The organism is Desulfosporosinus fructosivorans (genome assembly GCF_004766045.1).
In the GTDB taxonomy this organism is placed as follows: domain Bacteria; phylum Bacillota; class Desulfitobacteriia; order Desulfitobacteriales; family Desulfitobacteriaceae; genus Desulfosporosinus; species Desulfosporosinus fructosivorans.
On record NZ_SPQQ01000003.1, the window covers coordinates 55,276 to 69,755 of the forward strand.

Annotated in this window: 13 protein-coding genes; 7 read left to right on the forward strand and 6 right to left on the reverse strand. The window is 42.0% G+C overall.

Translation table 11 applies throughout. From position 1 onward, the window contains the following. Positions 1 to 293 precede the first annotated feature (293 nt). From mtgA to E4K67_RS08390, 6 genes are all read left to right on the forward strand, one after another. Positions 294 to 1,214 (forward strand): [methyl-Co(III) glycine betaine-specific corrinoid protein]--tetrahydrofolate methyltransferase MtgA, encoded by a 921-nt coding sequence (gene mtgA, locus E4K67_RS08365; protein WP_135545980.1) that lies wholly within the window; start codon positions 294 to 296, stop codon positions 1,212 to 1,214. Positions 1,215 to 1,390: 176 nt separating this feature from the next. Then, a complete protein-coding gene (gene mtgB / locus E4K67_RS08370; RefSeq protein ID WP_135545981.1) occupies positions 1,391 to 2,809 on the forward strand; it encodes a glycine betaine--corrinoid protein methyltransferase in 1,419 nt (472 codons plus the stop codon). A 51-nt stretch (positions 2,810 to 2,860) separates the two neighbouring features. Further along, positions 2,861 to 3,508 carry a glycine betaine-specific corrinoid protein MtgC gene (gene mtgC, locus E4K67_RS08375; RefSeq protein WP_135545982.1) on the forward strand — a complete coding sequence of 216 codons (648 nt, stop codon included), beginning with the start codon at positions 2,861 to 2,863 and terminating at the stop codon, positions 3,506 to 3,508. A gap of 203 nt (positions 3,509 to 3,711) precedes the next feature. Next, positions 3,712 to 5,217, forward strand: coding sequence for a glycine betaine uptake BCCT transporter (locus tag E4K67_RS08380; RefSeq protein ID WP_135545983.1), 1,506 nt, complete (start codon positions 3,712 to 3,714; stop codon positions 5,215 to 5,217). Between the two features lie 121 nt (positions 5,218 to 5,338). Beyond that, the gene (locus tag E4K67_RS08385) at positions 5,339 to 6,037 is read left to right on the forward strand and encodes a DUF1638 domain-containing protein (RefSeq protein ID WP_158408440.1); all 699 of its coding nucleotides are present in this window, start codon (positions 5,339 to 5,341) and stop codon (positions 6,035 to 6,037) included. 43 nt (positions 6,038 to 6,080) lie between these two features. Next, the gene (locus tag E4K67_RS08390) at positions 6,081 to 6,782 is read left to right on the forward strand and encodes a DUF1638 domain-containing protein (RefSeq protein WP_338031851.1); all 702 of its coding nucleotides are present in this window, start codon (positions 6,081 to 6,083) and stop codon (positions 6,780 to 6,782) included. A gap of 298 nt (positions 6,783 to 7,080) precedes the next feature. Here the strand turns inward: E4K67_RS08390 and E4K67_RS08395 are convergent, their stop codons facing one another. The 3 genes from E4K67_RS08395 to E4K67_RS08405 all read right to left on the reverse strand — a co-directional run bounded on the left by E4K67_RS08395 (position 7,081) and on the right by E4K67_RS08405 (position 10,123). After that, on the reverse strand, positions 7,081 to 7,740 hold the full coding sequence (locus E4K67_RS08395) for a corrinoid protein (RefSeq protein ID WP_135545986.1): 660 nt from the start codon (positions 7,738 to 7,740) through the stop codon (positions 7,081 to 7,083). 11 nt (positions 7,741 to 7,751) lie between these two features. Then, positions 7,752 to 9,026 (reverse strand): PocR ligand-binding domain-containing protein, encoded by a 1,275-nt coding sequence (locus E4K67_RS08400; protein WP_135545987.1) that lies wholly within the window; start codon positions 9,024 to 9,026, stop codon positions 7,752 to 7,754. A 143-nt stretch (positions 9,027 to 9,169) separates the two neighbouring features. After that, the gene (locus tag E4K67_RS08405) at positions 9,170 to 10,123 is read right to left on the reverse strand and encodes a DMT family transporter (RefSeq protein ID WP_135545988.1); all 954 of its coding nucleotides are present in this window, start codon (positions 10,121 to 10,123) and stop codon (positions 9,170 to 9,172) included. 246 nt (positions 10,124 to 10,369) lie between these two features. On the opposite strand from E4K67_RS08405, the gene pdxR reads away from it, so the two are divergent. Then, entirely contained in the window at positions 10,370 to 11,761 is a 1,392-nt protein-coding gene (gene pdxR / locus E4K67_RS08410) for a MocR-like pyridoxine biosynthesis transcription factor PdxR (RefSeq protein ID WP_135545989.1), read from the forward strand. An 88-nt stretch (positions 11,762 to 11,849) separates the two neighbouring features. On the opposite strand, the gene E4K67_RS08415 is transcribed toward pdxR, so the two are convergent. The 3 genes from E4K67_RS08415 to E4K67_RS08425 form a co-directional block, all read right to left on the reverse strand. Continuing rightward, a complete protein-coding gene (locus tag E4K67_RS08415; RefSeq protein ID WP_135545990.1) occupies positions 11,850 to 13,256 on the reverse strand; it encodes an MFS transporter in 1,407 nt (468 codons plus the stop codon). A 12-nt stretch (positions 13,257 to 13,268) separates the two neighbouring features. Next, a complete protein-coding gene (locus tag E4K67_RS08420) occupies positions 13,269 to 13,745 on the reverse strand; it encodes a MarR family winged helix-turn-helix transcriptional regulator (RefSeq protein WP_243454392.1) in 477 nt (158 codons plus the stop codon). Between the two features lie 294 nt (positions 13,746 to 14,039). Continuing rightward, complete coding sequence (locus E4K67_RS08425) at positions 14,040 to 14,408, reverse strand: YggT family protein (protein ID WP_135546858.1); 369 nt, start codon at positions 14,406 to 14,408, stop codon at positions 14,040 to 14,042. Positions 14,409 to 14,480: the final 72 nt, after the last annotated feature.

Below are 14,480 nucleotides of genomic sequence, written 5' to 3' on the forward strand. Positions count from 1 at the left end.
TCGAGATAATACTGACTCCCAAAAATATGGAGCCTGCTATCCCAAAACAAGAGCCTAATCACTATAAAATGAACTGGGTTTAGTTCAAAATGGTGTAAGGTTCTTGATTTTTTTTGATATTCTGGGATGGTATAGAGAAAATAAGAAATATGACGAATAATCCGAATTATCACTTATGGCCTTATATGTGGCAAAACGAGCATAAGTGTAGTGAAATGTTCCGAAGAATTGGTGTTATGATAAATGCAGGTGATAAAGGGTTCCGAACAATATATAATTTGGGGGAATTTATAGTGTTAAAGTATACTTCTGAACAACATGTCTATGACATCAACGGAGTCAAAGTAGGTGGCCAACCTGGACAATATCCTACTGTGCTGATTGGTAGTATCTTTTATCGAGGACATAAGATTGTTAATGATCCCGTGAAGGGACTCTTCGATGAAGCGGCAGCTAAAGCTCTTCTAGATCAGGAAGCTGAGTTGAGCGCAGAAACGGGTAATCCATTTATTCTTGACGTTTTAGGCGAATCGGTAGAGGCTTTAACTCGTTATGTAGAATTCGTTCTGAAAAACTCGAAGGCTCCTTTCTTGTTGGACAGCATTAGTCCTGCCGTGCGGATGGGTGCATTAAAGGAACTTGGTAAAGATCCAGAAGTACGCAAGCGACTAATCTATAACTCGATTGATGAGCATTATTCTGAGGATGAGTTGGCCGCTATTAAAGAAAGTGGGGTTAAAACAGCCGTCATTTTAGCGTTTAGTAACAAAGCTTTAAAGCCCAAAGCTAGAATTAAGCTCCTGTCAGGGGATGGGGAAAAAGAGGGATTAATCGATGCTGCTAAAAGAGCGGGAATCGAGCAGTTCCTTGTTGATCCCGGTGTGTTGGATGTACCCAGTGCCAGTTGGACAAGTGAAGCTATCAATGTAGTCAATGAAGAATTTGGTTATCCGGGAGGATGTGCTCCTTCTAACGCGGTTTATTTGTGGAAGAAAATGCGTTCCAAAGGAACTCCATTTTTCGAAGTGGCAGGGGCTGCGGTCTTCACGTATCCAGTAACGCAAGGGGCTAGTTTTATTTTGTACGGTCCGATGGTAAATGCTCCTTGGGTATATAGGGCAATTGCTACCACGGATGCCATGATGGCTTATAATAACAAGCTGACTGGTGTCAAGTTAGGAACACCTGAACATCCATTATTAAAGCTTTTTTAGTGAACTGGTTCAGCTAATGCTGAACATCGAGATTTCGATGACGAAAGCATCCTGCGGATGGTTTCGCCGAAGGCAGAGTCTACCTCTTCGTAGCTAAAGTGTTCCTATTGAGAAAAGGCTGCTATTACGAAATTCTTCAAAAGTTAATATTAAAACTGTTAAAGGGGTGTATATCTATGTTGCCAAAGTATGATGTTTTGACTCAGGAACAGGTACTGATAATCCATAATGAATCCATCAAGATTCTTGAAGAGGTCGGTATGGACTTTGATTATGAACCGGCATTGGAGATCTTTAAGGCAGAAGGACAAAAGGTAGAGGGACACAGGGTCCATTTCACCAGAGAATTTATTGAGGGCAAGGTTAAGCTGGCTCCCTCACAATTTACTCTCCATGCCCGCAATCCGGAACACAATTTGGTCTGCGGTGGTGAAAACATCATCTATATGCCTGGGTATGGGGCTCCTTTTATCCAATTAGCGGATGGCTCACGTCGTAAGAGCACGATGGAGGATTTTGATAATATTGTAAAATTGGCCGGAGCCAGTAAAAACCTGCATATGACAGGGGGGACGGTGGCTGAGCCTCAAGATATTCCGGATGAAATTCGACATATGAAGATGATTTATAGTTCCATCAAAAACTCGGATAAGTGTTTTATGGGTAGTGCTGAAGGTCGGGAACGTGCAGAAGACTCCATTGAAATGGTGGCACTCCTTTTTGGTGGTAAAGATGTCATTAAAGAAAAACCGGTGCTCATTTCCCTCATTAACTCGTTGACTCCTTTGAAGTATGACGAGAGGATGTTAGGGGCCATGATGGCCTATGCTGAAGCAGGACAAGCGGTTGTTATCGCTTCGTTGGTTATGGCAGGCTCAACCGGACCCGCGGCCTTGGTCGGTACTTTAGCACTTCAAAACGCTGAAGTCCTAGCAGGAATAGCCTTGGCCCAAAGTATCAATCCAGGAACACCCGTTGTATACGGTTCTACCTCAGCCCTCAGTGATATGCGTAATGGGAGCCTCTCCATCGGTAGCCCAGAGTGTGCTTTATTTATTTCAGCCAGTGCCCAAATTGCCCGTTTCTACGGTGTTCCTAGCCGATCCGGTGGTGGTTTGAACGATTCCAAGATTGTCGATGCCCAAGCTGGCTATGAATCTATGATGACTTTGATGGCAGCTAGTGTCACAGGTATCAACTTTGTTCTTCATACGGCAGGGATATTGCAATATTTCATGGCTATATCTTATGAAAAGTTTATGATGGACGATGAAATGGCCGGGATGCTCTTGCATTATATGAAGGGTTTTAACTTTGATGAGGACGGTTTGGCGTTTGATGCGATTGCTAAAGTAGGACCGGGCGGACACTTCCTTACTCAAAAACATACACGAAAGAACCATAAAAGAGAGTTCCGTACTCCTCAATTGAGTGATCGTTCCGCCTATGAAGCTTGGTCTAAGGAAAGCCTGGATACAAACCAAAGAGCTCATAAACAATGGCAACAGGTGTTAGCTAATTACGTACCACCAGCGCTTGATGAAAGTATTGATAATAAATTATTAGAATTCATCGCTCAACGGTCTGGAAAATAGTGGTCGATACGACGATACACACCAATTTAAAACTGGGGAGGAATAAATCAAATGAATGAACTATTTTTAGAATTAAAGCAAGCAATTATCGATGGTGATGAGGAGATAGTAGGCGAACTTTCCCAAAAGGTAATCGATGAATCAATTAACCCAGTTGACGCTGTGCAACTTGGCCTGATCAAAGGAATTGAAGTTGTAGGAGAGTTATGGAAAGTTGGAGAAGTCTTCTTGCCCGATGTTATGATGTCCGCCGAGGCAATGAAAGTTGGATTAGGTCTGCTTGAACCAGAAATTGCTAAGTTGGGAATGAGTCAAGGCGAGGCTAAAGGTAAGCTAGTCTTGGGAACCGTGGAAGGTGATATTCATGACATCGGCAAGAACATCACGGGAGCAATGTTTACAGCTGCAGGTTATAAAGTTTTTGATATCGGCACTGACATTAAAGCGAAAGATTTTGTCTTAAAGGCTCAAGAAGTTGGTGCGGATATTATTGGCGCGAGTGCCCTCTTGACGACAACTATGAGCGCACAAAAGGAGATCGTCGATTATTTAATTGAGCATAATCTGAGGGACCAGTTCAAAGTATTCATTGGTGGGGGTCCTACCAGCCAAGCTTATGCAGATGAAATCGGAGCAGACGGTTGGGCGGAATCCGCGGACGAGGCGGTCGCACTTGCCGACCGTATGCTGGCTAAATAGCAATTCGATCTTAATCGATTATAAGCAGATGCTAAATGAAGTAAACTCATAGGGAATAATATTGGATCCTTTAAAATCCCTATGAGTTCTTTTTGTTGAACCAGTGACTAGGTGATCTCGGTGATTCTAGAGATTGGTAACTCTCCACGTACCAGGATTAGAATATGATTTATAGCGTTAATTATAAGAGGGGAGTTCTATTTATGAAAGATAGTGGGAGTTCTAAAAATCGAACAGTTCTATACATCTCTTCAGCTATTATTTCTTTATTCGTAATTTTTGGAATGTTCTTACCAAAAGAAATGGGTGTAGTCGCAAATAAATCATTTGGCTTTTTAACGACTGATTTTGGCTGGTTATACCTGTTATCTGTTGCTTTTTTCACAGTCTTTATTTACGGGATCGCGTTTAGCCGTTTTGGCAATATCAAGCTGGGAAAAGACGATGACCAGCCTGAGTTTAGTAACTTCCAGTGGTTCTCGATGCTGTTCGGAGGCGGCATGGGGATTGGCCTTGTATTCTGGTCTGTCGCAGAGCCGATGATGCATTACCTAGCCCCACCAATGGGAGAAGGCGCTACCCCTGAGGCTATGCGTACAGCTATGCGAATTGTTTTCTTTCATTGGGGTATTCATCCTTGGGTGATTTTCGCCATTTGTGGTCTGGCTCTGGCCTACTTCCAATTTCGCAAGGGTCTGCCATTCCTAGTTAGTTCCGCTTTCTATCCGCTGATTGGTGACCGGATTTACGGACCTATAGGCAAAGCAATTGACATCTTATCAGTGTTTGCCACCGTGTTCGGCGTAGCCACCAGCTTGGGTCTTGGCTCAAGCCAGATCGCCACAGGACTGAATTATATCTGGGGAGTTCAGGCAACACCCGTGACCATCTCGATAGTCATCGCAGTAATGACGTTAATCTTCACAATGGCCACTATCTCCGGTCTGCATAAAGCCATGCAGTTTGCAGCTGATATTAAGGTCTGGCTTTCAATCGGTTTCATGGTCTTCATCTTCTTATTTGGAGGTACGGTTCTAATCCTGAACAACTTCACAGATACTTTGGGAGCTTATTTTCAAAACTTTATCGGACAAACCCTGTGGATGGGAAACATGGACTGGCTAAAGGGTTGGACCGTGTTCTACTGGGCATGGTGGATTGCTTGGGCTCCGTTCGTCGGACAATTCGTTGCCCGTGTCTCTAAGGGACGTACAATACGCCAATTCGTATTAGCAGTAACCTTGCTGCCTTCTGGATTTTCGATGATTTGGCTCTCGATTTACGGCGGTGCTGCTTTCAACCTAGATAAGCTTTCTAATGGAGCTATTCAGGCTGCTGTTAAAGCGGACTACACTACTGCTTTCTTTGCGACACTTCAACAGTTACCGTTGTATTCAATCACTGCTCCATTAGCCATTATTCTCATCGTTGCCTCGTTTGTAGGAGCTGCAAATTCGGCGACCTACGTCCTAGCGATGCTGACGTCTAATGGTGACATGGACCCTGACAAGAAATTGCGTAGCTTCTGGGGTATCATGCAGGGTGCTTTTACCATCATCCTGATCCTCGTCGGCGGTGGTACTGCTGCCTTGGCGGTCCTACAGACAGTGTCAATCGTTGCGGCATTCCCTTTCATGCTAATCATGATAGCAATGTGTTATAGTATTTTCAAAGCACTTGGACAGGAAAAGCTTTCAGGTGGGAAATAGGCTATCAATTGCTTTCCTATGAAGTTAGGACGTCCTAACGAGAAATTAGAAGAACACCTGGGTTGTGGAGGCCTAGGTGTTCTTTCACACAATCTGAATTCCAACAAAGGAGGAAAATTCAGTGGATAATGCGATTAAACTCATTATTGCTTGTGAGGCGTTTAAAGGAGAGTTGGAAGTCTTCAAAGAAACGATTTCGGTTAACATTCTATGGATTGAGCAAGCTTTACATAACGTTCCAGATAAACTACATCTAAAAGTTCTGGAAAAGATTCAAGAAGCGGAACAGTCTTTAAATCCTGGGGATATAGTCCTGTTATTCCTAGGTAACTGTGGAGGTTCTCTGAAGGGAGTTTCTTCCCGAACACTAACTCTTATTTACCCAAATGTTGACGACTGTATTCCGGTGATTTTGGGATCGATGGAAAGGTTTAAGGCTATTCAGGCGGAAAGATTAGGAACTTTTTATTTAAATAAGAACTGGATTGATGCAGGAGAAGATCCTCTGAGTTCCAGTAGAAAATATATTGAGAAATATGGAGAGAAAAAGGGCTGGAAGGTTTCTAAGCTTATGTATAAGAATTATACTCATTTTATGTTAATTGATAATGGTTGCTATAGCCTGGCAAAGTATCGGATCCATGTTCATGAGGCATGTGAAAGGTTCGAAAAAATATATTCTGAAGAAAAGGGTGACCTTAAATTCATAGAGGCAATTCTCAATCGACAGTGCGAAATGGTGACCATACTTCCAAACACCCAAAACGATGAATCTAAGCAGATATACCAAAGTAAGAAGGCCTTTTTTCCTGAAACTTGAACAGTATACCTAGCGTAATTTTTCCAGTGTTAAGTGGGAGGTAATGCAGTTGAAAATTAAGCTGATTGGTTGTCATTCGACGATGAATGAAGTTCAAGCACAAGGACACCAACAGGGCATGGATTGTGAATTCCTAGATTTCCACTTTCATGCCCGACCGGACAAGTTACACGCTAAAATTCAGGAGCTCATCAATGAGAGCCAGGACTATGATTTGATTATCCTGACTTATGGCCGATGTTCGAATTCTATGCTTGGACTGCTATCACCACGAGTGCCGCTGCTATTTCCGGCAACCCACGATTGTATTGGTCTAATGTTAGGGTCGACGGCAAGGCATATGGAATTATTCAAGAAGGATTCCCGCACTTACTATTTTAGTCAAGGATGGTTGGACTATGGGCGCACTCCCTTAGCAGAGTACTACGAGTATGAAGCGAAATATGGAGAAAAGAAAGCGCTTAAATTAATTCAAAGTTTATATGGAAGTTATCAAAGGGCTATCTTTATTATTACACCAGGAATTGATGATTTAGCAAAATACCAACAGAAGGTGCAGGAAATTGCGGACTTCTTTAGCTGGGAAGTTGGAGAGATCGAGGGGGATATCAATCTGCTCACCTCGATTGTTAAAGGAAACAAGGTGCCAGAATCCATTTATGTCGAAGCGGGGCAAGTCATTACGTTAGAAACGTTAACAGGAGGACAGCATGAAAATAACGATCACCCCAAACCGACTTGTTGAAGGGTTTACCATTTGACAAACTAGGAAATCGAAGCAGGGTTTTGCTTGGCTTGTGGTGTGAAAGTAAAAGATGGTATGGAGATAAAGGCAGTTTTGGCGGAGGCTTTTAATCAAAGGAAGCAGTTTTACTTATGCTTAAAGTGGACCTTGATCATGGCTTGAAGAAAGTATTAAAGAACTACTCTGCACTAACAAGAGTAGTTCTTTTGGTTTCAAATTAAACTTTTTAGATGCATGGCTATTCCTTCAAAGGAAGCAAAGAATACTCCTGAAAATTTGGGAATGCAAATTAGTGTTCTTATGAGCTGATCCGTTTGGAGGCCAATAATTTGTTGAGATTTTCCTTTAAAAAATCTCGAAATTGGAAAGCATCTTCAAAAGTGTAATCTGCTCCTATTTCCTTGGCAAAGGCATCAGTGATTGGTGCTCCACCTACAATAATTTTAACCCCGTTACGTAATCCTTGCGCTTCCAGCTCAACGATCACATCTTTCATAACCGACATGGTTGTGGTTAGCAAGGCAGAGATCATTAGAATGTCAGGTTTCTCTTTTCGTACTGCGCGGGCGAATTTCTTTGGAGAAACATTAACGCCAAGATCGATCAATTTGGCACCTGTCGTCATGGCCATGGCTTTGACAATGCTTAGGCCAATATCGTGTAAATCGCCAGCAACGGTACCCAAGATGATCTTTCCGAGCCCCTTTTTGGTGGGTGCGGTCAAGAGCGGTTCAATGACGGATAGCCCGGCATGCATTGAATGGGTAGCCATTAGGACCTCTGGAACATTAACTTTTTCTGTTCGGTATTTTTCAGCGATAATATTTATACCGGTAATAAGTCCTTTTTCTAGAATGGAAGTAGCAGAATATCCTTGCGCTAAAGCTTGCTTCGTTAATTCTAGAGTTTCCTCAGATTCACCTTCTGCAATGGAGTGGATAATATCATCAAATATCAATTAAATCGCCCCTAAAATAAGCTGTTTTTGTAGATCAAAGGAGTTACACCAATATATTTTCGGAATACTTCAGCAAAATAACTTTGACTTTTAAAGCCTATTGCCTTTGCCACTTGTTCAACGCTGAACTCCGGTTTTTTCATCAGTTCTACTGCTTTCTCAACACGGACCCTAGTTAGGTAATCGTTAAAGGTGCAATCTAATTCTAATCGGAATAAACGTGATAGGTGGGAGGGGCTGATAAACAGATAATCGGCAGTTGCTTTAATTGTAAGGGGTTTATGGTAATTTTCCATAACAAAATTTCGGGCGTTGTTAACTAAGCTAAGATGCTTCTTGTCGGCAAGTTTGAAAATTCCATCCAGGAATGCTTCAATGACTTTATGGATTTTGAAAAAGAATTCTTCTATGCGTTCGATGCTGTTAATTTCATTATTAAAACCCTGAAGTTTGACCATGACTTGGTCTGCGTCAGCTCCCCCTTCAACTGCCGCTCTGGAGGACAGGGAGGCCAATTCAAGTACCCTTATTTTAATCGTAGCTTTATCACCAGCCGTCTTAGTTAAGAGGTCAGTTAATAAATCTTTCAGAGTACTTTCGGCCCTGGTCTTATCTCCAAGCCGTATATAACTTAGAAAACGCCTTTCTTTCTTCAAATATGATCGGTAGTCTGAAAACTCGGCAGTTGCCTTTTTCTTTCTGTTTTCTAGATCAGCTTTTATTTGGAGGCGTTGTAAATGATAGGCGTTTTCCTCTTCCATAGTATGAATATTTCTTTTAACTAAATGATTTACCACAACAAAAAGCATATCGGCTGCAGCTTGAGACTGTTCAGGAGAGGTTATGGAAAGGGTTTTAATTTTTTGTTTTAATACATCGAAATCGATCTCTTTAGAATTGCTTTTTTTTAACTCTCGAAGAAAAAACTCATCGGGTTTCCACAATAATACTTGTCCACAGATAATACTACCCAAAAATACATTATCTAATATGATGGGAACAGCCCAGATTACAAGTCCAGCATGGCAACGAAAAAAATATGGCTCATTCCATTTTGCCGCTTCTAAAGTTGCTTCTTTATATGAATCTAAACATTTCTTTTCACCTTTATTATGACTGCGGATAAATTGACAAAAATCACTTCTTCTTTTGTTTCCCAAGATAGCAAGTGTTTCACCTCTTCTATTAACGGCTTCAATGTGTAAACCCGTAGCCTTTGAGAAGCTACCGAGGATTTCTTCTAAGTATTTAGGATCAAGAAAACTTTCAATATTTTTCTTAGACATATATTCCCGCTCCATTGTTTGTTTATTTCTCTAAGAAATGGACTTGAAATTCAAGCGGATGATCCGAACAACTATATGTAATATTTCGCTGTAGAATGCACAATACCTCTAAAATATGTAGTTAAACCGAAATGATTTATCCGTCATTTAGAGGCTGATAAATCGAGTAATTTTGTTGGTTGCATGTTGGTTTGGCACCCTCCTATCAGAAGCATACCCAGCATAACCAATAGTCCCCCAGACCATTGGTGCCATCCAATGTGCTCCCCTAATAATAAAACAGACAGAACCAACGAAGTGAGTGGCATCATACCGGAAAAGGCAGCAGCTGTATATGCGGTGCAACGTTTTATCCCAGCGTACCAGAACATGAAGGCAAGAGCAGTTACGAATATACCATACCAAACCAATGCCAACCATTCTATAATACCAAGTGACATGAGCGACCAAACTGGGTGCTCGAACAAGGATGGTATTAGGCAAAGAAGCAAAGCAATTGCAGATACAAGCATTGTTTGGACAATGGGATTTAAGGGATTAGATCGATCTGTAATGATCCTAAGGCTACTAATACGAGAAAGAATATTGAATAAGGATTCGGATACTGCTGCACAGAGTACTAATATATTCCCAATTAAATGATTCATGGTCAAGGCATTTCCTGGTACCAGTATTCCCTGTAACAACAAAATACCTGCAATAGTACTTAAAATACCGAAAAGGCTCTTCGTGGATAAGGGTTCCTTTAACAGCAACCATGCAAAAAGTGTGGTGGCAGCTGGTGTCGCGCCAGTCAAGACTCCAGCTTCGCCTGAACTTGTGTGCAATAAACCTTGTAATAGAAACATACGAAATAGGAAAATACCACATAGCGCCTGTAATAGTAGTGTAACCCAGTCGCGGACCGACATCAGTGGAATAGCTTTCCTGAGATTCCTTCTGCAAAGCGGCAGTAGAGCAAGGCTTGCAAGCAACAAGCTGGTTGCAGTAATAGTAAATGTTCCTAGATGACCAGTAACAAAACGTGCTGCAATAACTGAAGTTCCAGCCAGCGCAAAAGCACTCATTAAATATAGTTTGCCTTTTAACTGTTCCATTTCATTCTCCTCCAAAATAATAGTGCATCCAATCATTAAACTCCCTCTTCGACAAGTGGGAGTAGGATACCGTTCTCTACTTCGGTGGGGGTAAGCTCACCCACCAAATTCTCGATGTTTAACTTAAGTTGAACGAGTTCACTTTGCTTGTAGTGGGATAAACAGGTATGTTATAATCATACAAAATAAACTGGTCTGGAAAAAGAACCAGTTGAGCAGATTATCGATAGTCCAGTTGGAGGGAATATGTGGGGAATAGAATTACAGCGTCAAGGCGAGATTTCTTTATCACGTCAGATTTACCAAACACTGAGAGATTACATAATAGATGGGCAGATAAAACAAGGTGAAGCATTACCTTCTACACGTGAATTAGCAAAACAACTGACAGTATCACGTAATACTGTCAGTGAAGCCTACGAAATGTTAATAGCCGAGGGGTTTGTCATTAGCCGCCAGGGTTCTCCAACACGAGTAGCTGAGGGCCTGAGCCTTGAAAAAACACCTTTCGTAGAACGAACAAAAGAAACACTGCCTCATCCTCAATCATTCAGAGTGGATTTTAAGACTGGTCAGCCAGATCTGCGATATTTTCCGCGCTATCTATGGCAACAACTATTTGTCAAAACGTTTGAAAAAATGCCGTTGAATCAATTAGGTTATTCCGGACCGGAAGGACTTCTGCCGTTACGTGAAGAAATTGCTGCATGGCTATTTCGAAGCAAAGGGCTTGCAGTTAGTTCACAGGATATTTTCATTACTGCAGGCGCCACACAAGCGTTACACTTGCTTGCCGATTTATTATCTACAGATGGACGAGAGATGCTGATAGAGGACCCTTGTCATATTGGTATGCTGAGAGCCCTACAAGGAAAAGGATATTCAATGCGTCCTGTGCCGGTGGATGCCCTAGGACTTCAGACCGATTATCTTGAGGGCAAGGGAGCAGGTGCAATCTATGTAACACCGTCGCATCAGTTTCCTCTGGGAGGTATTCTTCCAGCTACCCGCCGAGCTGAGCTGATACGATTTGCGAGGGATAATAACTTGTATATTGTTGAGGATGATTACGACAGTGAATTCCGATATTGCGGGGCATCAGTATCTCCTCTCTATGCGATGGATCCTCAACGGGTAATTTATGTTGGTACATTCAGCAAAATTCTATTTCCAGCGTTACGGATTGGCTATGTGGTGTTGCCGCTCAAACTACATTCACAATGGCGGTATTTGCGCATTCATGCAGATGTTCAGAATCCCCCATTCGAACAGGCGGCGTTGGCTGAATACTTACATACTCGAAAACTGGATAGGCATGTACAGCAGATGCGCAGGTTATATGGGCAGAGGCGACAGGTCCTTCTACAAACGTTGGAAGAAACCTTCGTAAAAGTATGGCACCCATGGGGAGATGCCGCAGGGTTACATTTGGCACTAGAATTTCCGGGTCTGCGTTTTGATAGTGAATTTGCACAGCGTGCTCAAAATTATGGGATTCGTGTTACTCCAGTGGAATATCATAGTATCTGTAAAGGCAAGCATTTAGATAAGTTGCTGATAGGATATGGGCATTTGGAACCGGATGAGATCCGAAAAGGAATCCTATTGTTGCATGACTTTATGAAAGAAAATAGTTAAAAGGGCGCCTCAGAGTAGAAAGTAATTTCTATTCTGAGCGCCCTTTTATGATAATAGCATTGCGACCTGTTTAACTTTAGTTGAAGATTTACTTCGCTTTGGCATAACTTTTACGGTTAAAGGAGATAAAAGCTGCTACAAAGGCGATAACCATTCCCACTAACATAACCGCATGGTATGCGGACATGAACGCATTTACTTGACCGGACTTAGGCATGGTGACACCACCCATGGCTTCAAATAAGGCGACGGACCACGCAATACCAGTGACCATACCTAAGTTCCTAACCAAGCTATTGATGCCTCCGGCAATACCCAACTTTTGGGGAGGAACTGAACTCATGACACTGCTATTGTTGGGGGATTGAAACATACCGGATCCCAAACCCATGAGCATTGAACCTGGAAGTATGTGGTAGAAACTTGCCGTGGCTGAAAGAGTAGAGAAATAGAACAAGCCGAGTCCTGTAATAACTAAACCACTTGTAGTGAGAACCATGGGACCAAATTTGTCAGAGGCATGACCACTAATCGGAGCCACTAAGGCCATCACGATAGGGAAAATCATTAGGATCATACCAACCTGTTTGGGTTGGTAATTAAGAACTCCTTGCAAATAAAAAGGTAAGATCATAGTGTTGGCAAACATCGCGACAAAGGACAACCCTCCTGAAAGATTACCAATTAGGAAAGGTCGATTACGAAATAGGGATAAATCAATCATAGGATGTTCGACTTTTCGTTCAGTAAGAAGGAATAAGACCAGCAATGCCGTTCCTAACACCAGGCTCAAGAGTACAGGCAGGCTTGACCATCCCCAGTCTTCACCATTTGTAATGCCCAAGAGCACGAAGATCATCCCAAACGTAAAAGTTAAGGCTCCAAGAAAGTCAAAACTTTCTTTCTCCTTACTGGGAACATCCATGGGCAGAATCAGAAGAACTGCTGCAAAACCAATAAGTCCTATGGGAATATTGATGTAAAAGATGGAGCGCCAGCCAGCTAAACCAATCAGAATGCCACCCAGTGCTGGTCCAGTTAGAGAACCTAGGGCAACGACGGTCCCCGTTAGGCCTAATGCCTTACCCCGCTCTTTAGGTGGAAAAATTGAGGTGATAATAGCAGCGCTGTTGGACATTAACATAGCGGCACCAACTGCTTGAAACACTCGGGTCCCCACTAAAAACCAGATGTTTTGAGCTAAGCCGCAGAGCGCAGAGCCAAGAATAAAGACCAAAAAACCAATTGCAAAGACTTTTTTTCGCCCAACTAAGTCAGCAAGACGACCAAAGACTGGCAATAAACTAGTTATGGTTAAAAGATAGGCAGTTACCACCCATTGTAAGGTGGAAAGATTCGAATTAAGTTGGCCAGAAATGGTGGGTAGTGCTACATTGACAATACTGCTATCCAATGTCGCCATGAAGGTGCCTACGGCAACCGTTGCTAGGACATACCATCGATACTTCGGTGAATTCTTGATATTCTCAAACATGGTTCTCCTCCTCTAATCCAAATTGTCGCTAATTCTATTTAGTAGATTCTTGAGTTCGTCCTGTTCTTGTTCAGATAAGCCTTGTAACGCATGATCCAAAGCTTGAAGAGCTAAAGGGGTGAGCGCAGCTCTTATTTCTTGACCCTCACGAGTAAGGTAGATCAGAGATATCCGTCTGTCTACTGGATCAGCTTGGCGGCGAATCAATCCCCGCCGTTCCAGTTTGTCCAGAATGCGAGTAATAGTAGGTTGATCCTTAAAAGTTATTTCAGACAACTGTTTTTGGGAAATGCCGTCTTGAACCCACAGCCATTTGAGTAGTGGCCATTGTTCATGAGTTACATTGTAAGGTTTTAGTGCCCTAGCAAGGTTATTCTTCATTTTTGCATTGGTTTTGCCAATAATAGACCCTAAATTATATTCGTAGTTAATTAGGATTACCTCCTCAATCAAATAAACAAATAAATACATACATACATTAATTGTCATAGTAATGATTGTCATGGCAATTAATATATGGAGAGCATATCACTAACATGTACAATAATCAAGCGTTATGTAATCAGGTGCTAGTGCTTAGATATTCTTGATTAGTTAGGCCTAAAACCCCTTAACAGTATAGATTTACCGTTAAGGGGTTTATTATTGGATTGTGCAAGTTGAGAACGGTTCTTGTGTGCAAGTTGGGGACGGTTCTTGAACTTGCATTTATTTTAGGAAGTTAATATGAATTGTTCCTATGGGGTATTTCGATTTGTAGGGCTAATTCATGCAGCGGCCTTGCTAGCGGATTTCGGTATTTTGAACAGGTCTGCTAATTTCAATTAACTTAACAATACCCCAAGCAATGATAGCATAAACAATCATCGCAATGATGGTGGCTGGTTCTAAGACTGACTGTGCCTCAATCCCCTTCGTTGTAGCCGTTCTGAAAATACCAGAAAAGGGAGATAAGAACGCTTGTGATACTGTATATATGAACGATACAAAGGGGCTTTGAGGGTTGGCCCCTAGAACTTTGAAGACAAGACGAAAGGCAAATAATACTTCTAGAACGCCTAAGATATAATAAACTATTTTCTTAGCTTTGAGATTTCCTTTGCCAGTTACTCTAAGGGTATCTTCCTGTATCGGTCGTTTCCCTGGTTCCATATTATCCATTGTTATTGAACCTCCCTATAAAGTTACTATTTACTATCTTTCCACAGTTTATCATCAACTATA